Genomic DNA, 24,990 nt, shown 5'->3' with positions numbered 1-24,990 from the left:
CAGAAGACCCACCCACCCTCGGGGCGGACTTGCCGGCCCTGTCAGCGGCAGAAGGGATTTCCGTGGTTCTTGCATGACGCCTGGTCGGCACTTCTGCCGATCACGCGGACGAAGAGGGAGTTAACGCCCACATGGGCCAGCTTACCCAGGATACCCGCCTCTGCGAGCTCAAGACGCCTCTCGGCAAAGACGTTCTGGTTTTCGTCGGATACGAGGCTTCGGAAGGACTTAGCGAACTCTTCGAATATCGCATCGAGTGTCTCAGCGAGGATGCCGATCTCGACTTCGACCGCGCGATCGGTCAGCAATGTACGCTGACCATCAAGCTGCACGAAAAGGAACGCGAGTTCAGCGGCATTCTCACGGAAGCCCAATGGCTGGGGGTGAAGAACGACTACTTCAGCTATCGGATCATACTGAGGCCTTGGCTATGGCTGTTGTCGCGAACCACCGATTGCCGGATCTGGCAGGACAAGAAGGCGCCCGACATCATCAAGGAGGTCTTCAACGATCGCGGCTTCACCGACTATGAATCCAAGCTGACCGAAGAGGGCTCCTGTCCGAAGCTCGAATATTGCGTTCAGTACCGGGAGACCGATCTGAATTTCGTTTGCCGGCTGATGGAACAGCACGGCATCTACTACTATTTCAAGCACGAGGGCGGCAAACACACGCTGGTGTTGGCGGACTCCAAATCGTCGCACAGCCCGATCAACGGTCTTGCCACGATACCCTACATTCCGCTGACGGGAGCCGATCGGCGCGGCGAGCAACACATCTACGAATGGGTCTCGGAGCGTCGGTTTCGGACCGGCAAGATCGAGCTCAACGACTATAACTACCAGAAGCCCAACGCGCAGATGATCAGCGACGCCAAGGGTAACGAGAACTACACGCGATCGGAGATGGAGTTCTACGACTATCCAGGCAAGTTCAAGGAGAAATCCGACGGCGAGCGTTACGCAAAGATCCAGCTTCAGTCCGAACAGGCCATGGACCGGCGGCGGCGCGGCAACGGCGACGCGGTCAACCTGTTCCCCGGCGGACTGACCAAGCTCGAAAAGCACCACAAGGACTCGCAGAACATCGAATATCTCGTGGTGCGAGCCACCCATTCGTTCTCGATCGAATCCTATCGCACCGGCGGCCCGAGCGACGCCGGCCAACACGTCTATTTCGGCAGCTACGAGTTTCTGCCGAGCGATCGGCCGTTCCGCGCACCGATGCTGACGCCGAAGCCGAGGATCAACGGCGTCCAGACCGCAAAGGTGGTGACCAAGGACGACAATTCCAGCGAGGAGATCGACGTCGAAAATCTCGGCGAAATCTATGTCCGGTTCTTCTGGGACCGGAAGAAAAAGCGGTCTTGCCGGTTGCGCGTCGCCCAGGTCTGGTCCGGCAAGAAATGGGGCGGTCAGATCATTCCGCGCGTCGGACAGGAGGTGGTCGTCGAATTCCTGGAAGGCGATCCGGACCGGCCGCTGGTGATCGGCACGGTGTATAACGACGAATACAAGCTGCCCTACGATCTGCCGTCCAAGAAGACGATCGCGGGATTGAAATCGGACTCCACCAAGGGGGGCGGCGGCTACAACGAGTGGAACTTCGAGGACAAGAAGGGCTCCGAGAAGATCACGGTGCACGCCGAGAAGGACCACGACGTGACGGTCCGCGACACCGAGACGCGGACCATCGGCGAAGCCGCGCTCGGTGGTGACACCCGCAAGACCACACTCGTCAACGGCAATGACAAGCTCGACATCGCGCTTGGCGGCCAGCATATCACCATGACGATGGATCAGTCCGTCACTGCGGGCCTGACCATCACGCTCATGGCGAACGTCAACATCACCCTGCAGGTTGGCCCCAGCCAGATCATCCTGACCCCTGCGGGTATCGTCATCAACGCGCCGACTATCGCGATGACGGCGCAGGGTGCCATGGCACTTGCAGCCGGGGGCCCGCTGGGCGCCCACGGCCTGCCAACTCTTGTCGGCTGACCGCTATGAGCCAGGTTCGGTTCGCTACGGTGCAGGATCTGTTTCAGGCCTATCCGATGGCGCGCCACGATGTCGGCAAGGCCGAGGTCGACAAGCCTTCGCTGGACTTCCTTCAGGACGCCACCGATGCGCGCAATTGGCACGGAGCCGTCTCTTTCTGCGCCTATCTGCTGCCCAGGCGCGTGGCGGTTGCCTGGGGATGTCGCTCGTTGCGACGGATGTTCGACCAGTTCGACGCCAACGACAGCAGGTCGCTGAATTTCGTGGAGACCTGGGTCCGGCAGCCGGACGAGCAATCCCGGAACAAGGCGCTGGCGGTCGGCAATGCCAACGATCCCGAGCAGCCGGCGACTTGGCTGGCGCTGGCGGCGGGATGGTCCGGCGGAAGCGTGGTTCCGGCAGAATTTGCGCCGGTCGAGGCCAAGCCCGACCAAGCCGCACGCGCGGTGCGGGCGGCCCTGCTGATCGCCCTTTGCCGGCTGCCCCGCGAGTCCCGGGACCGGATAATGACGGCATGCCTGGAGGATGGTATTCAATTGGCACGCGGCGAACCGCGCCCTCCGCGCTGACGAGACGATGAGATGGTGCTTCGCTTCAATATCGAGAACGAACCGAATCTTCCGGACGGCGGCCCTGTATCGTTTTCGGTCACCGGCAGGCGGTCGGTCGATATTGGCCGGGACCGTCACCTCGACTGGACGTTGCCCGATCCGACGCGGATGATTTCCGGAAAGCATTGCGAGGTGCATTTTCGCGAGGGCGCCTATTGGCTGCATGACGTCTCGACCAATGGCACTTTTCTCAATGGCGCCGACCAGCGCATCCGGGGACCACACCGGTTGCGCGACGGCGATCGACTTACCATTGGCCACTACATCATCGGAGTTTCACTGGAGGACGAGGCGGGCGGGCGCGTCCCGGACCGCGAGGCGCAACCGCGCGCTTCTCCCGTCCAGCAGCCTGCCGGGTACCAGGAGCTTTGGGCGGCCGACCGCGACGTGCCGCCGCCGATCGATCCGCAGCAGTTGAAGAACCCACGCGAGGCGGCGCGGCCGATCAATCCGGAGTTTCTGGATTGGGCCGCGAGCGTCCCGGCGCCGGGAGTGGATCCGTTTCGACGTCCATCGCCGACGCCTCCGCACCAGCCCGATGCGCAGGACGACATGAGCTGGGCTGCCGGCCCGGTCGCGACGCCGAGAGCACTGGTCGAGGCACCACCCGCCATGCCGACCCCGCGCCGGCCATCGGTGTGGACCGATGATGAAACAGCGCCCGTCCAGCCGCCGCCATCGCCGGCCCGGCCCCCCGTTGAGCAGTCCCGCCCGGCACAAGTGGCGGGCGAAGGGCCAGCCGCGGCCAAGCCGGTCGGCGGCACCGAGTTCGCGCGGCTGGTGGCACGTGCTGCGGGGTTGCCGGACAATTTCTTTGCCAACAAGACCGACGCGGAGCTCGCCGAACAGCTCGGCACGATCTTGCGCATGACCGTGGACAATCTGATGGCGCTGCTGCAGGCGCGAACTCAGGCCAAGCAGCTGACCCGCAGTACCAGCCAGACGACCGTCCAGGCCGTGGAGAACAACCCGCTGAAGTTCTCGCCGACTTCGGAAGAGGCCATGCGCATATTGTTCGGGCCGCGGACGCGCAGCTATCTCGACGCGCAACGAGCCTTCGCGCAGGGCTTCAGCGACCTCAAATCGCATCAGTTGAAGACGTACATGGCGATGCAGCACGCCGTCCACGAGCTCGTCGCCGGCATCGATCCGACGCTCATGGCGCGCGAGCTCGAGCTTCAGCGCGGCGCGAACTCCTGGTTCGGCTCGAACAAGGGCAAACTCTGGGACGAATTCCTGACGCGCTGGAAGGCGCATCTCGGCCGCGACAATAGCGCGCCGATCGATACTTTCATGTTGCATTTTTCGGACTATTACGACCGCGCCGACAAGGGCGGCTCAAAGTGACTGTCGGCGACCACGCGGTCGCCAAACGCTGCTGAGTGGATGTAGGAATGTCTTGGTACAGCAAGGTTTTCTGGTCAGAAGGACTGTTTCTGCGGCCGCACCATCTGCAGCAGAACGATCGCTATATCGAACATTTGCTGGAAAAGCGCGTTCGCTACACAACGCCATACCCCTGGGGATTCGCCCAGCTCGAGATCGACAAGGACCTCACCGAACAGAGCAAGTTCGCGGTACGCAACGCGTCCGGCGTCATGCCGGACGGAACACCGTTCGACATCCCCGCGGACAGCCCGATTCCGGAAGCGATCGAGGTGCCGGATTCCGCCGCCGGCCAGATCGTCTGGCTGATGATGCCGATCGCAGCGCCAAACACCCGCGAGGTTGATGAGGATCGCACCGACAGCGCCAGTCGCTATGTTCGTACGTCCGAGACCTTCATCGATTCGACCTCGGCGCTGCGCATCGAGGAAGAGATCGACATCGCTTATCCGCGGTTGTCGTTCGAACTGCGCAAGACCAGCAAGCCGGGATACATGGGACTCGGCATCGCGCGCATTCTGGAAGTGCGCGACAAGAACATCCTGTTCGACGACAAGTTCGTGCCGCCGATGCTGGTCTGCGCCGCGCATCCCATCATCGACGGCTGGCTCAATCGCATCATCGGCTGGGTCGAGACCAAGCTCGACGAGCTGGCACGTTACGCAGTCGATCCGTCATCCGGGGGCGGGTTGCAGAGCGTCGACTATCTGGTGCTGCAGGTGCTGAACCGGACCATTCCCGTACTGACCCATTTCCAGCGTTCGGGCAGCGTTCATCCGGAACGACTGTACGAGGAGCTGCTGAGGTTTGCCGGTGAGCTTGCGACGTTTGCCACACCGGAACGTCGTGCTCGCAATTATCCGGCGTACGATCACGACGATCTCGAGAATATCTTCACACCCCTGGTGAGCGATATCCAGGACTTCCTGAGCGCGCGGCTGGGCCGGCGGGCGATCCGCCTGGAGATCATCGAGCGCGCCCAGAATGCGTTCGTGTCGCCGATCCGCGATCGGGCGCTGTTCCGGAATGCGACCCTGGTGCTGGAGGTCGCCGCACGGCGGCCGCTCGTCGAGATCCAGAACGACTTCCCGCATTTGTTCAAGGTCGGCCCGAACACCAAGATGAACGAGATCGTGCACGCCAACTTGCCAGGGTTGACGCTGGTGCACCTGCCGACCCCGCCGCCGCACATCCGGGCCATCACCGATCACGTCTATTTCTATCTCGATCGCAAGTCGCCGCTATGGCCTGAGTTCAGCACGGCGGCCTCGATCGGGATGCATTTCTCCGGCGACTGGCCGGAGCTCGAGCTGTACCTTTGGGCTATCCTGGAAGACAGGCCATGAGCGACAGGGACAAGCCGGTCAATCCTTTCGGTCGGGGCGAGCGGACGATCATTCGTCCCAATCCCGGCGGGAGGTTGCCGCCGGCGCCCACCGCTCAGCCTCCGGCGGGCGAGGGGCCCGCAGCACGTCCAAGCTATTCGCCGTCACCTGTGCCGTCTCCCGGCGCGCCCGCACCTTCCTTGCCGTCATCCTCTTCTCCCATTCCGCAGCGCCCGAGCTATGCCGCTGCGCCGACCAGCCAGCCGTCCGAGGAATGGATATCGACACCCGCGCAGGCACCGGTGCAAGAGGGGATGCTGCCGCCCGGACCGCCGTTGCGCGTCGACGATCTGGTCGCGCCAAACGCCAATCCGGTGATGCGTGCGGCCGGCCCTTTGCTGCAACTGCTTGGCCGGTTGCGCGTGGCGCTCATGCGTGCGTCATTCGCAAGTCTGATGGAGCAGGTCGCCGACGCGATCAAGTTCTTCGAGAAGGATATCCGTTCGGCGGGGATCTCCGAGCATCAGGCCAACACGGCGAAATACATCCTGTGCGCCACCGCCGACGATATCGTGCAGCACATCCCGACCGATGAGCGCCACGTCTGGACGCAATATTCCATGCTGAGCCGGTTCTTCGGCGAGCGTGTGGGTGGTGTCCGTTTCTTCGAGATCCTCGACCATTTGAAGGTTGATCCGCTGATCAACTATCCAGTGCTCGAACTGCAGCATGCCTGCCTCGCGCTCGGCTTCCAGGGCATCCACCGCACGTCCGCAGGCGGGCTTGCGAACCTGCAGGTGATCCAGCGCAACCTCTACGAATTGTTGCGCCGGGTCCGTCCCAAGACGGTGAGCGACCTGTCGCCCAACTGGAGGGGGCAGGCGCTGGCCGGTCGCCGGCAGCGTCTCCGCGTTCCGGTCTGGCTGGTGGCAGCCGTGGCCGCCGCGCTATTGACGGGGTCCTATTTCGTCCTGCGGACGCTGCTGGCCGGCCGGGCGGAGAACGCTGCCGAAGTCGCTCTGGCGCTGCATCCCAGCGATCCGATCGAGCTCAAGCGCAAGGTCATTGCACCGCCGCCCCCACCACCTCCGCCGCCACCGCCGGACCGTATCACCCAGCTGCAGCGCATCCGCAATGCGCTCGCCAAGGAGAACACCGCCTGTGCCATGACCGCGGACCAGACCGCGAGCTTCATCGTGATCAGGGTCTGTGACCTCGCGTTGTTCTCGTCAGGCCAGGCCACCATCCTCGACGGCTTCAAGCCGGTTGCGGCCCGCGTCGCAGTAACCCTCGACAAGGAGCCGGGACGAATCCGGGTCGTCGGTCACACCGATAGCTCGCCGATCCGCACCGTGCGCTTCCCTTCGAACTTCGAGCTGTCGGTCGAGCGCGCCAAGGCGGTTGCCGCCGCGCTGAAGCCCGGCCTGACCGATGGTTCGCGCGTCGACGTTGAAGGCAAGGGAGCGGACGCGCCGATCGCACCCAATTCGACGCCTGACGGACGCGCCAAGAACCGGCGTGTCGAGATCTTCATCGAACGCAGCGAATAAGCAGGCTTCACGGCTCACGCGGTTTGCGACAGGTACCGATCAATGCTTGCCAAGGATATCATCCGCATCATTCTCTACGGAGTTGGGCTCAGCTCGCTCGGCGCCGTGGTCTATTTCGCAGGTCCCTTCATTGCATTCGGCGACTGGCATCCGCTCGAGAACCACATCATCCGCCAGATCGCGATTCTGCTGCTGATGACGGCCGCGGCGGGCGTCGCCGGCTTCAGTTTCTTCAAGCGGCGCAAGAATGCCAAGGAGATCGCCGACGGGATCAGTGCGGCAGATCAGCCCGTCAGCGACGAGCCGGTTCTCAAGGAGCGCATGAAGGATGCGCTCGCCACGCTGAAGACTGCCAGCGGTAACAAATCGAGCTATCTCTACGATCTGCCCTGGTACGTCATCATCGGCCCGCCCGGCGCCGGCAAGACCACTGCGCTGGTCAATTCCGGGCTCAAATTTCCGCTCGCGCGCGGGGCGACGCCGGCTGCGGTCGCGGGGGTCGGCGGTACCCGCTATTGCGATTGGTGGTTTACCGAGGAGGCCGTGCTGATCGATACGGCCGGCCGCTATACCACCCAGGATTCCAACGCCAAGGCCGACAAGGAAAGCTGGCTGTCCTTCCTCGACATCCTCAAGAAGAGCCGGTCACGCCAGCCGATCAACGGCGTCCTGGTCGCCATCAGCATCGAGGACGTGCTGACGCTGCCGAAGCAGGAGCTCGCGCTTCACGCCGACGCCATCAGAATGCGCCTGCTCGAGCTGCATCAGAAGCTCAAGGTCAGCTTCCCCGTCTACGCGCTATTTACCAAGGCCGATCTCGTTGCCGGCTTCACCGAATATTTCGCCTATCTCGGCGAGGCCGGCCGTCGCCAGGTCTGGGGCGCGACATTCCAAACCGCTGACAAGACCAAGAATCTGGTGGGACAGATACCAGTCGAGTTCGACCGTCTGCTGGAGCGCCTGAGCGAGGAGACACTCGACCGCCTGCAGGACGAGCCGACACCGCAGCACCGCGTGCAACTTTTCGGCTTCCCGGCACAGATGGCGCGGCTCAAGCCGCAGATCCACGACTTCCTCAACCAGATCTTCGAGCCAACGCGCTACCACGTGAATGCGAACCTGCGCGGATTCTACTTCACCTCGGGAACGCAGCAGGGGACGCCCATCGATCAACTGATCGGGTCGCTGGCGCGCACGTTCGGCGCGGAGGAGGTCGGTTCCGGATCCTATTCAGGGACGGGCAAGAGCTATTTCCTCGCCGATCTCATTTCCAAGGTCATCATCGGCGAGGCCGACTGGGTCTCGACCGACCGTGCGGCGGTGCGGCGCGCACTGATTCTGAAAACCGCAGCGTTGTCCTTGATCGGTCTGGTCTCGATCGGGCTGATCGCAGGATGGCTGACCAGCTACAAGCGCAATTCCGACTTGATCGCGCAGAGTGTGCAGGCGGACAACGAATATGCAGCCGCCGGAGCGCCTCTCATCAAGCAGACGCTGATCGACGATCATGATCTCGACAAGGTGTTGCCACTGCTCTATCGGCTGCGCAACGCCCCGGCGGGCTACGGATCACGCAACGAGTCGGTGCCCCTGTCGGCCCGTTACGGGCTCAGCCAGCACGCCCGGCTGATGTCGCCCGCCAAGGCGGCCTATCATGCGGCGCTCGAGCGCATGTTCAGGCCACGCCTGCTGTATCGCTTGGAGGAGCAGCTCAACGCGCGCATCAACGAATCTGCGTTCGTCTACGAGGCGCTGAAGGTCTATCTGATGCTCGGCGGCCTGCAGTCGCCGGACCGCGATCTGATCCGCTCCTGGATGCAGCGCGACTGGCAGGACAACCTCTATCCCGGCGCAACCAACGCAGAAGGACGGCGCCTGCTCGATGAGAACCTCACGGCGATGTTCGACCTCGAGACGGAGCAGCCCCCGCTTGTCGAGCTGGACGGCCGGCTGATCAAGCAGGCGCAGAATTCGCTCGCGCGCCTCAGCGTGTCGCAGCGCGCCTATGAATTCCTGAGATCCGAGGCTCGCTCATCGACTGCAGGCGACTGGATCGCCGCCCGCCGCGGCGGTCCTGACATGGCGGTCGTGTTCGAAACCACGACGGGGCAGCCTCTGGACGCTGTGCGGGTGCCCCAGTTCTTCACGTATAACGGCTTCCAGCAGAACTTCGTCGCCCGGCTGCCGGGTTTGTCGGAGCGCATGAAGAAGGAACGCTGGGTTCTGGGCGATGCCGGCCAGCAGTCGGCCATCGACCAGCAGTACGACAACCTCGCCGGCGACCTCGTGAACATCTATTCCAACGAGTTTGTCACGACTTGGCGAACCGCGCTGGGCAGCTTGCGTCTGAAGAAACTGCTTGCCGACAAGCCGAAATACGAGGTGCTAAGGGCGGTTTCCGCGCCGACCTCACCGATGCGGCAAATCCTGGAATCGGTGCGCGACGAGACGACACTGACCAAGGAGCGGCCGAAGCCGGCGAACGCTGCGACGAACCCGGCCACGCCTGCTATAGCCGCGCCACCACTGTTCACCAACGCCCAGGATGGACCACTCGGGGCGACGATCGAAGCACAGTTCAAACCATATCATGCGGTGCTGGAAGGCGACAGCACCCGCCGGCCGATCGACTCGACCATCGCCAACCTGAACGACATCGCGCAGAATCTGACGCTGATCATCGAGAACCCGCAACTGACCGCGCAGGCGACCGCTTCGCTTCAGAGCCAGGTTGCGGCCCTGCGCAACAATGCCTCGCGCATGCCGCCGCCGTTCTCCGACATGCTGCGCGCGGCCGCCGCAGAGTTCGAAGGCAGCATTGCCGCCTCGACTGCCGGACAGATCCTGCAGGCGCTGCGCGATCAGGTCACGCCGGTTTGCCAGCAGACGGTGACCAACCGGTATCCGTTCGTCCGCGGCAGCAATCAGGAAGTGCCACTCGCCGACTTCGCCAAGCTCTTCAGTCCGAACGGCGTCATGGACAAGTTCTTCACCCAGTTCCTGGCGTCTTACGCCGACACGTCGCGATCAGATTGGACGTGGCGGAAGGAGAGTCCCGTCGGCCGATCGTTCTCGCCCGACACGCTGAAGCAGTTCCAGAATGCGGCTTATGTCCGCGACGCCTTCTTCCAGACCGGCGGTGGCGTGCCGGCGGTATCGTTCGCGATCCGGCCGCCCGGGGCATCTGGACCGGGCGTGACGGTCAAGACCGAGATTGGCGGCACGACGATCACCAGCCCGGTCACGCCGGGCCCGCCCACGGCTTCCTCCATGTTCGGCGGGCCGCAACCTCCGCCACCACCGCCGCAGCCTCAGAGCAACGCACCGACCACCGTCCTCTGGCCGGGTCCGTCGCCGCGGACGGCAATTTCGGTCAGCAACGATATCGGGCCGCCATCCGTGCTCGAGCGCATCGGTCCCTGGTCGTTGTTCCGGATGCTCGAGGCTGGATCCTTGGTGGTGAAAGCGGAAACCGCCAGCGCGACTTTCATCGTCGCGGGGCGCGAGCTCAACTATCAGATTTCGACCGGGTCGTTGCGTAATCCCCTCAACCTGTCGGTGCTCCGCGAGTTTCGCTGCCCGACCGGAATATGACCATGCGTTGTGGGCTATTCGGCAAGATCGGCGCGAAGCGTGATTTCATCGCGATCGCCACCCCGCGCAGCTTCCTGGAAGCCTGGGAGCCATGGGTGCAGTCTGCGCTGTCGGCCAGTCGTCATCAGCTTGGTCCGGGCTGGCAGCAGGCGTTCCTGACCGCACCGGTCTGGCGATTCTGGCTTGGCGCCGCCATCTGCGGCACGACGGTGGCGGGGGCAATGATGCCTTCGCTCGACGGGGTGGGGCGGTATTATCCATTGACGCTGCATGCGGTGTCGGACGAAGGCGCCTTACTGCCGCCGCCGAGCGTCGATCCTCAGGATGAATGGTACGGGCAGGCGGAGGCGTTTCTGCTTTCGACCCTGGATCAAACTTCAACCTTTGAGCAGATATCGGGTGCCCTGGATCGTCTCGCGGTGCCGCGACCGCAGGCGCCGATCGCCGACGAATCGGAAATGATCGCACTAGGCGCAACGACCGTCGGAGCGGTTTCGGCGGCTGACGCATTCACCAAGTCTTTTGCCGCGCTTTCCGCGGCCAATCCGCAGATCTATGCTGCGGCAAGTTTCTGGTGGACCGCGGGTGGCGAAGGCTTTCCATCAATGGCGCTCGCTTGCCGCGGATTGCCGGATCCATTTCACTATTCCACACTGCTGACCGGCGATCTCGGCCGTGCAGCATCCGGGACGGGGTGACGCGCGATGGTGCACGTCCCTTCCTTGTTCGATGTCGGTAGCGTCACTCATGCCGGACGGGTGCGGTCGCGAAACGAAGATTCGTGCCTGGTCCGGACCGATGTCGGCCTGTGGGCCGTCGCCGACGGTATGGGTGGTCACGAGGCCGGCGATCTCGCCAGCCGCATCGTCGTGCAGTCGCTTGACATGATCGGCTTGCCGGACTCGGCCGCCGACCTGCTGGCGCAGTGCGAGGAGCGGCTGTTCCACGCGAACCGGCAGATCCTGTCGCTCAGCAAGGAACGGCAGGGTGCCACCGTCGGCACCACGGCGGCGGTCCTGCTCGTCCGCGACGGCTATTATGCCTGCATATGGGCGGGCGACAGCCGGGTCTACCTGGTCAACCGGGGCTGCATCAATCAGGTATCGCATGATCACAGCGAGCTGGAGGAACTGATTGCCGGCGGCGCGGTGTCGCGCGAAGACGTCAAGGACTGGCCGAGCAATGCCATTACGCGGGCCGTTGGCGTCGCCGATGATCCGGAGTTCGAAGTCGTGACAGGTCCGGCCGAGCCGGAAGACATCTTCGTGATCTGCAGCGACGGCTTGACCAAGCATGTGCAGGACGACGAGATCCTGCAGCACGCGATCACGCGGCACTCCCAGGCGGCTTGCGATGACATGCTCGCTTTGGCTCTTGATCGGGGAGGGCTCGACAACGTGACGATTGTGGTTGTGCGGCTGCTGGTGCCGCGATCCTCTGAACCGACAAGATCGCCGCTGGATCTGGAGCCGCAACCATGACCGTCAACGATCCATTCCCGTCGGGCTACCGCGGTGTGCCGCCCGGCACCCGCCTCAACGGCATCTATGAGATCGAAGCGGTGATCGGCGCGGGCGGCATGGGTGAGGTCTACAAGTGCCGTGAGATTCAAACCGGATCGCCGGTTGCGGTAAAAATGCTGTTGCCCGACATGGTCGACAACGAGGCCGCGCTCGCGCTGTTCCGGCGGGAGGCAGCGGCGCTTCACAACCTCCCGCACGACGCGATCGTTCGCTACTTCCTGTTCACCGTGGAGCCCGTGCTGCAGCGACCGTATCTCGCGATGGAGTTCGTGAACGGCCGTTCGCTCTCGAACATGCTCGACGAAGGGCCGTTGACTTTCGAGGCGCTGGTCAAGTTGATGCGGCGCGTCGCATCGGGACTGGAGGCCGCCCACGAGCACGGCATCATCCATCGCGACGTTTCCCCGGACAACATCATCGTGCCGCTCGACGATGTGAGACGCGCCAAGATCATCGATTTCGGCATCGCCCGATCGACCCAGATGGGTGACAAGACCATCATCGGTTCGGGCTTCGCCGGCAAGGACAACTACGCGTCTCCGGAACAGGTCGGCCTGTACGGCAACGAGATCACGGCGAAATCCGACGTCTACAGCTTCGGCCTCGTGCTGTTCCATGCGCTGACCGGACAGAAGCTCGACATGGGCGGAAGCCAGTTTCAACTGGTGGAGAAGCGCCGGCGTGTGCCCGATCTCGGTGCGGTCGACATGCGCATAAGGCCTTTGCTGGAGCGGATGCTGCAGCCCGATCCGGCGTTGCGTGCGACCATGGCGGAGGTCGCCAAATGGACGCCGACAGGTCCGCCCCAGACATCCACCGCGCCGCTGTCCGGCTTCGATCCGCTGGCGCCGCCGGAAGGCGCGGCGCCGGCCTGGCAGGACAGGGCGCCCTCAACCGCGCAGAAGAGGCCGCGCAGTCTCTGGCTCTATGCGAGCGCAGCGGCGGTGCTGCTGATGTTGGGCGGGGGCGGATATGCCTTCTACAAGCTGGTCTGGTCGGTGCCTGGCGTGGCGGGCTTGCCGCCGCCTCCGAAACTCGCGGGGACAATGTCGCCGCCGAAAGTCGAGCCCTCTGCACCACAGCCCGGACGCCGGGAGCCGGTGAAGCTGTCACCACCGCCGGCGGTAACGCCCACTCCGCCAGCCGAGGGGCAGGGACGAGCCGAGCGCATCCGCAAATATGTAGCTCAATATTCCGGCGGCGATTGCTTCTTCATCTTGCCGGTTGCGGTCAGTCAAACCGCCGCCGTGATCGAGGGCTTCGGCGCCTCGACGGCCCCGTTCGATACGTTCGACAAGGCGTTTCGGCGGGACCAGGGATTTGAGGCTTCGGTCGGTGTCAGGCAGGTGACCCAGGCCCAGTGCCCGGCCGTCAAGTTCTTGAGCCAGGTGGGAAGCGATCAGGTGCGCGTGCCGCGGGTCACCCTGTCAGCGACGGAATTGAAGGCTGGCGAAACCCTCAACGGCACCATCGAGAACTTCGCCAATCGTGTGGTGGAATTGCTCGTGGTGTCGGATCGCGGTGAGGTGCAGAGCCTGTCTTACCTTCTGAAGCCGGGTATTGACTCGCTGTCGTTTTCGCTCCCGCTCCCGCGCGCGAGCGGTCCGCAGCTGATCTTGGCCGTAGCGACTCCGCAGGTTCTGGACTCGTTGCGCCAGCCGCGGCCGACCGCTGCCGACACGTTCTTCCTGCAGGCGCTGAGTGACGCCCAGCGCAACCACGTGACGATCACCGCGGCCGCGCGCTACGTGATGCTCACGAACTGATCGGCGCTCAGAATTTTCCGATCACCAGGATCTTCAGGTCGGTATCCGGCTTGTAATCGCTTGCCGTATATTCAAGCGTGTTTCCGGGCGGGGGCGCCTTGAGCCGGCCCTGGCAGAAGCTGACCATGCGGTCGCTGCCACCCGGGTCGATGGTCAGCTTGAACGCCCGGATCGGCCCGGCCCAATTTGAGCCGGTCTTGAGCACGTATGAAATGCGCCGCTCCTGCAGCTTGGCGGTGTTGGCCGTGCCGTCGCCGGCGCGCTTGTCGAGCTCGGCAAGGAACCCGTCCGTGACGCAATAATCCTTCCGGTAACGCGCGACTTCCGGGCCGAGTGCGTTGCTGCGGCGCAGGCCCGGGCGCAGTATGGTGTCAGCACTGGAGCCGACGCTCGGCCGATATTGGTGTTCGACGACAACGGTGCGCGAGGGCGGAAACACCTGCTGGCGCACGGCAGACGTCCTGGTGACCCAACCTGGAGCATATTGCTGACGGCCGTTGTCGCTCATTCCGGCAGGCATCAATAGCCCCTCGTCCACAAGTCGGGTTCGGGTTGCTGCCGGGAGGTCGGTCACGCGGATCTCGCGGCTGCCGATGGGCAACAGCGGCAGCTTGAGCTGGCGGAGCAGTGCGCTGACATCCTTGTCGCCAATCATGGCGCGCTGATCAATCGTCAGCGGCGCTGGGCTGCCGTCGATCCTGGTCTCGAAGTCGACGAAGTTCACCGGGTCGTTCGACGGCAGCGCGATGTTATCGGCCTCCGACAGGTCGATGTCGGGCAGCGGAAAGGCCACAGTCAGCGTCACCGGCTTGTTGGTGACGTTGGCAAACTGATAGCGAACGATGATCCTGTCGAGTGCGATACGCAGGTCCTCGCTCTCCATGGCCACATCGCGGGTACGAACGAACTGGAGCCCCCCGATCGACAATTCGGCGGCCGAGTCGTTGGCCCGTGCCGGCCAGTTGGTCGCAACCAACAGCGCGACCATCAAGGCTCGGACCCGCAACGACGCGCGGGGCAGCGGTCCGCTCAGCATGCTCGTCTCCATACGGCGTCGCAACATGTGCCCGGTCCGCCCGGCAATGAATCAGTCGAGGGCCTGGTAAAGATCGCCCCATTCGGGCTTCCAGACGCCGTCCGGATCGCACACCACGATCGCGAGCTTCACGTCATTGGCCAGCCGGATCGCGCCACGAAAGGCGTCCTGAGCCGGCAGCGGGGCGCTGACCTGGTCATTGGACAGCCGCCCGCCGCTGCTGGCAGCCGGCATCACAACCGATCCGGTGGCGCCGTCAACGTCGCGTTTCAGGACCAGCGTAATGGCGTCGGGCTGGATCTCGTTGACCTGCTCAAATCTATTCTTGGCCATGGTTTTTGCACCGCAAGCTGAAGACATTCGGACTATCACCGTCCGGTGATAGAATTGAACGCGATTGAGATTGCTCACCACTAATTGACGCGCCGCATCAACGGCATCTCGGATTAGTCGATCTGGCGCGACAAACGGTTCGGGCACATCGAGGCGAACATGTTTCGTCCAACGAGTTGGATCTGGGTCTTCATCGCCGGTGCGAGCATTTTCGCCACCGGGACGCACGCCGAGGACACCGTCGTGCGGAGCTTTTCGGGCGGCTCGGCTGCCTCCATGGTCGGCATCGTCCCGGCCGGCGAGGACGTGGAACTGGCAGGCCCCCAGGCGCTCAGTGCCGACGGGCAGGGCAACCTGTTCGTGCTCGATCAGGTCAACGGTCGCATTCTCCAGTTCGATCCCAAGCAACCGAATTCCGATCCTGACGTCCTCAAGATGCCGAGGGACGTACAGCCGACCGATCTCGTCGTTCACAACGGCGACATCATGGTTTGGGACGGCGGCGTCCGCACGTTGAAGGCGGCGCCAGACCAGTCCACGCGGGGGCTCGGTGGCGACGAAATCCAACTTGAGGAAGTCTCGAGCCGCGGCACGGACGACCAGGTCGCCATCTCCGCCTTCGCCCAGATGGGATCGCAGCCACCCGGCAGCGCGACCGAGCTGCTCGACCAGAACACCCGCGCGGCCGTCGTCAAAACGGGCCGGCAGCCCGACCGGCAGTACGTCGCGTCCCGCAGCAAGGGCTCGGTCATCGCCGATATAATCCCGGACAAGGGCAATTCCAGCGTGCGGATCGAGATCCAGACCATGGTTACCAATGAGACCATTGGCGCGCTCGGCCTGCGCGTGCGTGACCAGCTCGGTACGGTCGAATTCCTCGAGATCGACAATAGCGATCGCTTCTATGTGTTGGCCGAAGACATTCCGCCATCGGGAAAGAACGCATCCACTTTCGTCGTGCGCTATGCCGCCAACGGCCGGATCGAGGGAATCTACGAGTTGCCTCTCGAGAACACCCCGCTGACGAGGCGGTTCGTCACGATCTCGGGTGACGGCGACGTCTATTTCCTGCGAACCAAGCCAACCGGTGTCGATGTGGTTGGCGTCGGCTTCCGCCCCCTGCGCAACGCGTCGGTGATCGACGCTCGGCCGTCGCGGACGGCAACCGCGCAGCCCTACAACAATAGCAAGTTCAATGCGACAGCGGCGGTGCGGCCGTCAAATCGCCAGCAGGCGATCGAGACCGCGTTTGCGTTCGAGGGCGTGCAGTGGAAGCTGACGCAGGCGAACTATGGCAACGATCCGGACAGCCAGTGCAGCGGATTCAACCGCATTCGCCGCCCATGGTACCTTCAGGGCAAGGTAAACCAGGAGGTGCGCGGCGTGCCCTATTGCTGGGGCTGTCACGGCTCGCTCGCAAACTTCCGGCAGCGCATCGAGAGCGGCATGTTGGCCGGGAATGTCTGCACCCGCAACGCGCCGCGGCCGGATGTGGCGGGCGTCGACTGCTCCGCGTTCGTCAGCGCCACGTGGGGACTCTCGGTCCACTACACGACCGCCGCCATTCCCGCGATCGCTGCGCCTGTGACGAACCCCTGGGAGTTGAAGCCCGGCGATGCACTCAACAAGCCCGGCTCCCATGTGATGTTGTTCCTGCGGTTCACGCCGGATCGCAAGGCGGAGGTGATGGAATCCTCGACCGGCGGCTGCAACGGACGCGTTTGCCGCAATATCTATCCGTTGGCGAGCCTGCTTGCGCGTGGCTACACTCCGGTTCGCTTCCGCGCCTTCGCCGATGACCAGACAACGGTTTCGGCTGACGCCTACCAGGACTCCGATGCGCCGACGGGCCGCAAATCGGCGGCTGCGAAAACCGCGACCAAGAGGCGCTGAACCATGTGTGTCACTGGCGCTACAGATGGATAGCGAATGCTGTTCGCACGCTGGACCCGGGACGTTCGGACGAGGTGTCGCCGCCACGTCCGAGCGGCGTGGTTCGGGAACCGGCCTGCATGACATCGAGGTGGATCACGATGCGAAGGTCCAGAGGATTTGAGTACAGGATCTACTGCGCAGCCGCCATCGCGCTTGCTGCGGTGATCGGTCTGCCGCTGCAGCGCGCCCAGGCAGCGGAAGCACTGGCGATCAGCAATCCCGATGGGGCGGCCGTGCGCGCGCTCGTGATCGGAATCGACGATTACCAGCACGTCCGAAAGCTGAAGGGCGCAGTCGCTGACGCTGGAGATCTCGTATCCAGCCTGAAGACGATGGGGGTTAGCGATGTCGTCGAGTTGACCAATGCCCAAGCGGACAGGGCGAGCGTCTTGCGTGAAATCAGTGCCTTGGTGACGCGCACAAAGAATAACGACCTCGTGTTCCTGTCGATCGCCGGCCACGGCACCCAGGAGCCTGAGCGCGTCAAGGGCTCGGAGCCCGATGGGATGGAGAACGTGTTCCTGCTGCCCGGCTTCGAAACAACGCCGAAGGGGTCCGTCGAGCGCATTCTGGGGAGTGAGTTCAACCATTTCATCCGGCAACTCGAGCTGCGCGGCGCGAAGGTGATCTTCGTTGCGGATACCTGCCATGGCGGCGGAATGGTGCGGGATATCGACCCGCGGGCTGCGGAGATGAGCTTCCGGCAGGTGCCGCGCTACACGTTGCTTGTCGATGAATTGAAACCGGTATCGGACAGCAACGATCCGAAGTCCGAGCTCGATCTCGACCATACGGCGTTCCTCGCCGCTGTCGATCGCTACACCAAGGCGCCCGAAGTACGGATTCCCGGGATCGACGGGCTGCGCGGGGCTCTCAGCTACGCGGTGGCGCGGGCAGTGGAGGGCGGCGCGGACATCAATCGCGATGGCAAGGTGACGCTCAAGGAGCTCTTCGCCAATGTCCGGCAGGTGGTCTATCAGCTCTCGGACCAGCGCCAGAACATCGTCACGATATCGTCACCGGCGCAGGCGCCGGAGACCGCCGTCGCCTTCGAGCTAACGCGCGGCGTGGTGCTGATTCAGGGCCCGGCCGCGAGGACGGCCTCCAGTCAGGCTGCTGATGGACAGGCGGCTGCCCCGCCGGCTGCGACGACCAAGGCTCCGGCGCTGCCGACGCTGGCCGCTACACCCAATACGGTTGCGCCCGTCGCCGCTCCGACTGCTGCGGCCCCGACCGTCGCTGCACCGGCGCCCCTCCGTCTCACGGCACCGATCCGTCTGGCGGCGCTCGACGGCAAGATGAACTATTTCGCCGGCGTGACGCCGAAGGACGCCACCGTGCAGGCCGTTCAACCGACGGACAATCCCGACCTGATCTGGGACCCGGTCTCTCATGACGTGATCGCCTGGGGCGATGTCGTCGCCTATGGGATGGACGTCGCCAATTTGCCGACGGTCGTGGATCGCACCGCAGCAATGCGCGAGCTCAAGCGAATGGCGACCCGGTCGCCGCAGATCATGCGTATTTGGCCGGATGATCGACAGCAGCGCGCTGGTCAGACCATCGAAGTCGAACTGTCCGACGTGGCCTCAAGGGCATTGCTGCTGTTCAATGTATCCGGCGACGGTACCATCCAGATGTTGTACCCGGTGGGTACGGATGCGGCGGTGGCCAAATCGTCGAACTTGCGGCTGCCACTCCGGGTGGGTGAGCCGTTCGGTGCCGAGCAGATCGTTGCTGTAACCTCGCAGCGGCGCATGGTCGATCTCGAGACCGTCCTGATTCAGCTCAATCGGCGACGCGCCTCAGGGCAGTTGATCAAGAACCTCGAGCGCTACCTGCCTGCGGACGCGCGGATCGCCTCGATCGGCTTTTTCAGCGCTCCCTGACATCTGTTTGGGTGAGCCATGTGGCGATCGGAGCTGATCCGCCGTAAACGAGTATGCTTCGCATTCGCCCTGCTGCTGGCGGGAAGCGGGGCCGCGCCCGCGGCGCCGTTGCGGCCGGACTCTCTACATGCGAGCCTGGCGAGCGCACCATGGTCTTGGCGCATCCAGGCGACGCGCGGACAGTCCGGCGCCGCACAGAGCAATGCTGCAAGTGTGTCCCTTGAGATCCTGCCCAGCCTGACCGTCAACGTTGGCGGCAAGGTGTCATTCGGCGTGACTGCGAAGAAGGCAGGCTATCTCATTCTGGTGGACGTCGATGCGGACGGACGGATGTCCCAGATCTTTCCGACTCCCGAATTGTTGGAGCAGTCGGACGGCCGCGACATCAATCTCGTCAAGCCCGGCGTGCAATTTGTTGTGCCGACCCCGGCAGGGCGGCAACGTGGCTTTGAATATGTCGTCGCACCGCCGACCGGCTCGGCCGTCATGGTTGCGATCCTGAGTGAACGGCGCGTGCAATTGCTCGATTTGCCGGATCTCCCGCGCAAACTACAGGATCAAGCCGATACGTTGAGCTACCTGTCGGCGTGGACCAGGGAGCTGCGTGTGCCGGACGGCAGCAACGGAAAACTGGTGCCGAACAATTGGTCGTTCGACGTCAAAACCTATTCCATCAAGTGAGCCGCTGTCGGCTGTCTCAGAATTTGAACCCGAGCGTGAGCGTGCCGGCTGCTTCCATCTTGCCGTCGGCCGAGCAGCTCCCGTTGAGCGCAATCTTGACACGCCCGAACTTCGCGATATCGACGCTGACTCCAACGCGGGAAAAGTCGTTTGGCGAGCTCGGGATGATGAAATTGACGTTGTCGAGCGCCCAGAAGGGCAGTTTGCCCTGCAGGTTGGTCTTCCAGAGCAATTCGACGAAGATGTGCCGCAGCGCGTCAGGGTCGACGATGATGGTGCCTTTGCTGTCCGTGACCACGAAGCCCATCTCGTCGATATGGACGTTGCAGATCCGGTTCGACACGGCGCAGTGCACCGAGGTGAGATCCGGCAGGTTCGGTGAATCGCCGAACCGCCCGGAAGCCTTGGGATCCATCGCCGGTCCGGTACGCGGATCTGGTGTTGCGATCGGTCTTTCCTCCGGAAATGTCTGCCAGATTTGCCGAAAGCCGATGCCGTCGGTGGCCAGGAATGAGGCCATGCCGAAGAAATGACCGCGGCCGGATCTCTCTCCGCGAAAAAAGACATTGTTGCCGGCGGGATATTTCAGGTTCGTCAGTGCATCGAGAAGACGGTTGTGATCCTTGGCTACGAAATTGATGCCATCGAGCACGAGCCGCCCCGCCTCCAGGTGCGAGCCGATGTGATCGTCGAGATCGATGCCGAGACCCTCCACCCGCCGGTGGATCTTCCTGAATACGTCGGTATCTCTCGCGGTGACCACCCGGGCCCGTCGCAGGGCGTCGAGGCGTCGCTCCTCGTCCTTCTCCAGCATGTAAATCCGGCAGAGCCCGGGCCGATCGATCGCAATGTCGAGATGCACGTGCGGAGCCTTGCCGGTCTGCGTGAAGCCGACGCTCTTGACGCCGGCCTGCAGCCACGGATCGTAGCCCGGCATGTTGATCTGGTCGGAGCCTAGCCGCGGTGCCTTGCCGGCGGCATCGAGCAGTTGCCGCCAGTTGTCGCACATGAAATCGAAGCCAAGCGGATTCCAGTACGGCACGAGGTCGTGGATCTTGTAGAATCCGTAAAGCTGAATGCCGGCTTCGCGCAGCTTCAGCGCGACCTTGTTCATGTCCGCCCGCATCGCGGCGCGGTCCTGAGCCGAGTTGCCCGCTCTCGGCGCGGTGTTCGGATCGAAAGGTGGTTCCGTCATGTCCTGCGTGTCTCCTTGCATTGTCACAGCCAAGGTTAAGCAGCGAGCCGGTGAGTGGCGTATTCGTGCCCGCCGGAGGGGCCTTTGCGACGCTACAACCTACTCAGGCGGCTGTAGAAACCGCCGCGGGCAATCATGTAGTGAATGTCCTTCGGAAAGGGGAAAGCGCCGCGAACGTTGGCAATCGCCTGTTTGAGGAATTCTCCATTGCGCGACGCCGGCTTGTGGCCCAGTGGAGGCTTGTCGGCGACCTGCGGGATCATGAAGCGGTCGATAAAGGCCGGATCCAGATCATTGACCCTGACCATCTGCCCGAAGGCCGGAAATGCATCATAGTGACCCACGCTCACAGTGAGGTTTTTGAGAGCAGGGCGCTGTGACGGAGGGCGATTGCCGTCGAGCGTCGCGAGTCCGCGTCCGACGAGGTCCAGCTTCACCGATTGCGAAAGGGTGGTCGGGCCATAGACAATTTCGAGCGCGCAGGTGCTCTGGCCCGACAACCATTGGTACCAGAACGTGGCGTCGTCAGGTTGCGCTTTGGCGCCGTAGAGGCAATCAAATCCCCAGCAGGCCGACAGGTTCGGCTGATACTTTCCGAGGCTTCCGACCAGGTTGCGCATGCCGCTCCCTCCGCCGGAATGGCAGGCGATGATGAGCTTGCCGACCTGGAGCTGGGGTATGCTCCGGGTGCCGTTGCCGGTGCTGGCAACAGGCGCCACGAACTTGGCAAGCGCCCCGAGGATCTCGTCCAGATAGCGTTCGCCCCATTTGGCAGAAGCCAGATCCTTCACGCTGTAGTTCCCGGCAAAGGTGTCACCGACGGAATACTCGTAGCCCAGGAATGGCGCGACAAGCACGACATCCTTCCCCGAATCCCGGACCTGTTCGCGCAGACGCGCAGGATCGTTCCGGAACAGGTATTCATGATCCCTGACATAGAAACCGTGTAGCCAGATTACGAGATCGAACTTGGTGGCGGCGGTTGCGTGCTTCGGTGGAAGATAGACCGCCGTCGGCCTCATGCCGGGCGCCTGCCGTTTCGTGAAGAGCGTCACACCCGGAAAGGTGCCGACATCTTTCTGCTCCAGCTCGCAGGTTGTCACTCAGGTCACTCCTTCGGACACCTCTTTTGCTTGGCGCTAGTTGCAGACCTCGACATTTCCAGTGTTGCCGCCGGGACCTCCACCGCCCCGGTATTCGAGACGGCAGCCACGGTTGACCTGACGGCAAAGATGCTGATCACAATAGATGGCACCGCTTCCCTTGGCAGTCGCCTGTCGCCGTGGCGCGGGGGCCTCCGCAGCCGGCGTGAACCTCTCGCGGGCCGCGCGGGCCGGGCGCTCGCTTGTATTGCGGTTTGCAACAGGCTTCTTGCCGCGCCGCTTCTCGCATTCATTGTCGTCATTGAGGAACGAGCCCTCGGCGCAGGTGATTTTGCTGCACTGGTCGCCATCAGCCTTGTAGCCGCGTTCACAGACCAGCGGACAGACCCGCGACGATTTGAGCTTGATTGCGTCAAGTGCATCGAGACTCGCAAGCTTCGCGTCGAACCTGGTTCCCGCGTGGCGGTTGAAGAGCGAGAGTGAGCGCTGCGAAGCGGCATTCCATTGGCCATCGACGGCACTGGTGAAGCATCCGACGCGGCTCAATTCGCTCTGTACCAACCTGGCGAGATCGGCCTGGGGGATATCGACCCTGGTCGGATCGGCCTGCTGCGGCCCTGCGCTCAGAGCGGCGACCTTCGTGTCTGTGTCACTCTGAGCGGCCAATGCGGCTGGAGGCGGACTCACCGTGGTGGAATTCTCGACGGCGGCCTTGTTCCGAGTGAGCGCGGTGCTGATCGATCCCTCGGATGTGGTCCGATTCCGCTCGGCATCGGCCGCTTGCTGTTGCGCAGCTAGTTTTGTTCTTTCGGCCGCAATGCGGGCGTCCTCCGCAGCCTTCAGATCAGCGGCCGCCTTTTCCTGCTCTGCACGCAGGGCGCCTTCGGAGGCAAGCCGGGCTTGCTGCTGTTGGGCTTGGCGCGCCTTTTCGGTCGCCGCAACCCGTGCCTCCTCCGCCTCGATCTGGTTGAGCTGAAGCTTGGCGAGGCTTGCGTAATATCCGTCCGGATGCTGGGTCAGGAATGCGCCCAGAGCGGCTTTGTTGTTGAGCTGCAGCGCCAGTTCGTAGTCACGGCGAACCTCCGACTGGGGGTTGGCCGCCGCGGGCGTGGGCTCCACGGTCTTTGGAGCAGGCACGAGCGCAACGTCCTCGCCGCCCAACGAGCCGTAGACGTAAGGCTCCTGCCGGTTGCCCGTGGCTTGCAAGACGTCGTCGCGGACGAACCCAAAGGCCCTGCGCAGGTCGAGGCCCGGCTTTGCGATATACTTGACCAGTGCGGCCGCGTACGGGCTGTTCTGGCTGTTGCCGTCGAGCGCCGTCAACCCGGCCTTCGCGGCGAAGGCGATCAACGTATTGGAGACCGTTGGCTCGACCCTGGCGAGCCCGCGGCTGATCGATCGCGAGGCGACCGTTCGCTTCATCGTATCGGCAAAAGGATTGTTGCGGCACGCGTCGACGATCACGACCCGTAGCTGCCTTGCAGGCTCGATCGCCATCAAGACACGGTCGAGCGAGAACGCCTCGTCGTAGATGTCCGTATCACGTTCAAGCCTGGCGTCGGTTGGGATCAGATAGTTCGTGCCGTCGATCTCGATCCCGTGGCCTGCGTAGTAGACGAGTGCGATGTCAGCGTCGCGCGCCTGATCTGCAAAATCCCTCAGGGCTCGCTTCATGTCCGTCGCTGCGAGGTTGAGCCTCGAGTCGACCACGTCAAACCCTGCGGCTCTCAACGTCGCAGCGATGGCGCCGGCGTCGTTGGCCGGGTTGGGAAGCAGGGGAGCGTTTTGATATGTGGCATTGCCGAGCACCAGGGCCACGCGCTTTGTCGCGAAAGCCGGCTGAGCCGTCAGGAACAGCGAGGCAGCGAGAAGAAGAGCGTACAACTTGATCTGCGTGTAATTGCTCATGGCGCGACGTCCAACATCAGCCGAAGAATGGTAGCGTCAACGAAGTTGGCATGGCCGCGCAGAATGCTGACTAAACTCATAGCTCCTGGCGACCGCCTGGCTCGTGCAAGGAACAGTCTCGAGCCCGATCCATTCCTGATGTTGGTCGCGTATTCCAGTGAACGCGTTCAAGGGCCTCGGACGATTGTTGGCGGCCGGCGAGCGGTCCCGCCGGCGCTCTTCGCACTCCGGTTCCTTGAGGTAAATCGTTGATATATCTACTTTTACTGATCTGTTGGATCGCTTGCCTGAAGCGCTGAAAAAGGCCGAAAGTCGGTTCGGATCGAACTCCGCCGGTTGCAGATCGAGCGGATGTGAAGCGTGGTGTCAGGCGTTGCGGATCGACCGCCCTGGCCGGTGCCTGGCCCCGGCCTATCGGCCGATCGCGCGGCACGTGGGGATCAGAAAGGGAGTTGTGGTGCGGTAGGCGGCATATTCGGGAAATGCCCGCCTCAGGATCCGCTCTTCGTTGATCATCCGCCGGCATTGGATCATCACAATCACGATGGCGACCAGGACGGCAAGCGGTGAAAGGACCTGGAGTGTTACGCCGACGAGGGCAATCCCCTCGCAGAGATAGAGAGGATGCCGGACGATCCGATAAGGCCCTTCCGTCACAAGACGCCTGGCCTCCGCTTGAATGCTGAAGGATCTGCCGAGCCAGCGGAGCACCACGATGCAGAGCGAGGTACCCACCAAGACCAACGTCGAGGACACAGCCGACCAGACGGGCCCGAGTTCTGCCTTCGGAAGAAATGCGAGGACGATGCTCAAAAAAGTACCCAGCAAGGCTGAGATCCGCGTCTCGATGCCCTGCGATTTCATGATCGGCACCAGCCGGGTGATGGTTGTCAGCGCGACGAGGCCGAGGAACAGGATGTTGGCAATTCTGGCCGCAAGGGCAAGCCCGTCGTGGACATTGTCCGGCGGAAGCAGGTGAGGGACGCTGGCGGCGCCCATCAGAGCAGACCCGCCATAGATGATCACGACAACTGCCCTGGCGGTCCAATCCAACAAGGCATTGCCGCCGCGCCCGGCAATCTCCTTCTCTGTTCCCGCCTGATCGAGCTTCGCGTCGGTCACGGGAGTGATCTCGCCTGTTCGAAACCTGCCTCA

General features: G+C 63.2%; 18 protein-coding genes. 12 read left to right on the top strand and 6 right to left on the bottom strand.

The features are described from left to right. The first annotated feature begins 131 nt into the window (after positions 1-131). From XH96_RS20340 to XH96_RS20300, 9 genes are read left to right on the top strand one after another with little or no spacing between them, the layout of a single operon-like run. On the top strand, positions 132-2,000 hold the full coding sequence (locus XH96_RS20340; RefSeq protein WP_194387381.1) for a type VI secretion system Vgr family protein: 1,869 nt from the start codon (positions 132-134) through the stop codon (positions 1,998-2,000). Between the two features lie 56 nt (positions 2,001-2,056). Next, a complete protein-coding gene (locus XH96_RS20335) occupies positions 2,057-2,569 on the top strand; it encodes a hypothetical protein (protein ID WP_246789685.1) in 513 nt (170 codons plus the stop codon). Positions 2,570-2,581: 12 nt separating this feature from the next. Next, positions 2,582-3,958 (top strand): type VI secretion system-associated FHA domain protein TagH, encoded by a 1,377-nt coding sequence (gene tagH, locus XH96_RS20330; protein WP_194387380.1) that lies wholly within the window; start codon positions 2,582-2,584, stop codon positions 3,956-3,958. 47 nt (positions 3,959-4,005) lie between these two features. Then, positions 4,006-5,343 carry a type VI secretion system baseplate subunit TssK gene (gene tssK, locus XH96_RS20325; protein ID WP_026201979.1) on the top strand — a complete coding sequence of 446 codons (1,338 nt, stop codon included), beginning with the start codon at positions 4,006-4,008 and terminating at the stop codon, positions 5,341-5,343. Beyond that, positions 5,340-6,872 (top strand): type VI secretion system protein TssL, long form, encoded by a 1,533-nt coding sequence (gene tssL / locus XH96_RS20320; RefSeq protein ID WP_194387379.1) that lies wholly within the window; start codon positions 5,340-5,342, stop codon positions 6,870-6,872. Before tssK ends, tssL begins: the two co-directional genes overlap by 4 nt. 42 nt (positions 6,873-6,914) lie before the next feature. Then, positions 6,915-10,466, top strand: coding sequence for a type VI secretion system membrane subunit TssM (tssM, locus tag XH96_RS20315; protein ID WP_194387378.1), 3,552 nt, complete (start codon positions 6,915-6,917; stop codon positions 10,464-10,466). After that, positions 10,463-11,164, top strand: coding sequence for a type VI secretion system-associated protein TagF (tagF, locus tag XH96_RS20310; protein WP_194387377.1), 702 nt, complete (start codon positions 10,463-10,465; stop codon positions 11,162-11,164). Before tssM ends, tagF begins: the two co-directional genes overlap by 4 nt. 6 nt (positions 11,165-11,170) lie before the next feature. Then, a complete protein-coding gene (locus XH96_RS20305; protein WP_194387376.1) occupies positions 11,171-11,947 on the top strand; it encodes a PP2C family serine/threonine-protein phosphatase in 777 nt (258 codons plus the stop codon). Next, positions 11,944-13,755, top strand: a complete 1,812-nt coding sequence (locus XH96_RS20300) for a serine/threonine-protein kinase (protein ID WP_194387375.1) — start codon at positions 11,944-11,946, stop codon at positions 13,753-13,755. Before XH96_RS20305 ends, XH96_RS20300 begins: the two co-directional genes overlap by 4 nt. A 7-nt stretch (positions 13,756-13,762) precedes the next feature. On the opposite strand, the gene XH96_RS20295 is transcribed toward XH96_RS20300, so the two are convergent. Continuing rightward, positions 13,763-14,791, bottom strand: a complete 1,029-nt coding sequence (locus tag XH96_RS20295) for a DUF4424 domain-containing protein (protein ID WP_246789684.1) — start codon at positions 14,789-14,791, stop codon at positions 13,763-13,765. Positions 14,792-14,842: 51 nt separating this feature from the next. Next, a complete protein-coding gene (locus tag XH96_RS20290; RefSeq protein WP_194387374.1) occupies positions 14,843-15,124 on the bottom strand; it encodes a hypothetical protein in 282 nt (93 codons plus the stop codon). Positions 15,125-15,283: 159 nt separating this feature from the next. Between XH96_RS20290 and XH96_RS20285 the strand changes: the two genes are divergently transcribed. The 3 genes from XH96_RS20285 (at position 15,284) to XH96_RS20275 (ending at position 19,629) form a co-directional block, all read left to right on the top strand. After that, the gene (locus XH96_RS20285; protein ID WP_194387373.1) at positions 15,284-17,017 is read left to right on the top strand and encodes a hypothetical protein; all 1,734 of its coding nucleotides are present in this window, start codon (positions 15,284-15,286) and stop codon (positions 17,015-17,017) included. 140 nt (positions 17,018-17,157) lie between these two features. Beyond that, entirely contained in the window at positions 17,158-18,948 is a 1,791-nt protein-coding gene (locus XH96_RS20280; protein ID WP_194394193.1) for a caspase family protein, read from the top strand. Positions 18,949-18,966: 18 nt separating this feature from the next. Next, on the top strand, positions 18,967-19,629 hold the full coding sequence (locus XH96_RS20275; RefSeq protein ID WP_194387372.1) for a DUF4384 domain-containing protein: 663 nt from the start codon (positions 18,967-18,969) through the stop codon (positions 19,627-19,629). A 16-nt stretch (positions 19,630-19,645) separates the two neighbouring features. On the opposite strand, the gene XH96_RS20270 is transcribed toward XH96_RS20275, so the two are convergent. From XH96_RS20270 to XH96_RS20255, 4 genes are all read right to left on the bottom strand, one after another. After that, complete coding sequence (locus tag XH96_RS20270) at positions 19,646-20,824, bottom strand: hypothetical protein (protein WP_194387371.1); 1,179 nt, start codon at positions 20,822-20,824, stop codon at positions 19,646-19,648. A gap of 92 nt (positions 20,825-20,916) precedes the next feature. Continuing rightward, on the bottom strand, positions 20,917-21,927 hold the full coding sequence (locus XH96_RS20265) for a hypothetical protein (RefSeq protein ID WP_194387370.1): 1,011 nt from the start codon (positions 21,925-21,927) through the stop codon (positions 20,917-20,919). Positions 21,928-21,963: 36 nt separating this feature from the next. After that, positions 21,964-23,835 (bottom strand): caspase family protein, encoded by a 1,872-nt coding sequence (locus XH96_RS20260; protein ID WP_194387369.1) that lies wholly within the window; start codon positions 23,833-23,835, stop codon positions 21,964-21,966. A gap of 411 nt (positions 23,836-24,246) precedes the next feature. Beyond that, entirely contained in the window at positions 24,247-24,957 is a 711-nt protein-coding gene (locus XH96_RS20255) for an isoprenylcysteine carboxylmethyltransferase family protein (protein ID WP_194387368.1), read from the bottom strand. Between the last annotated feature and the right edge of the window lie 33 nt (positions 24,958-24,990).

It is taken from the genome of Bradyrhizobium sp. CCBAU 51765, from assembly GCF_015291725.1.
Lineage (GTDB): Bacteria > Pseudomonadota > Alphaproteobacteria > Rhizobiales > Xanthobacteraceae > Bradyrhizobium > Bradyrhizobium liaoningense.
This window is presented reverse-complemented; position numbering and strand designations above follow the sequence as displayed.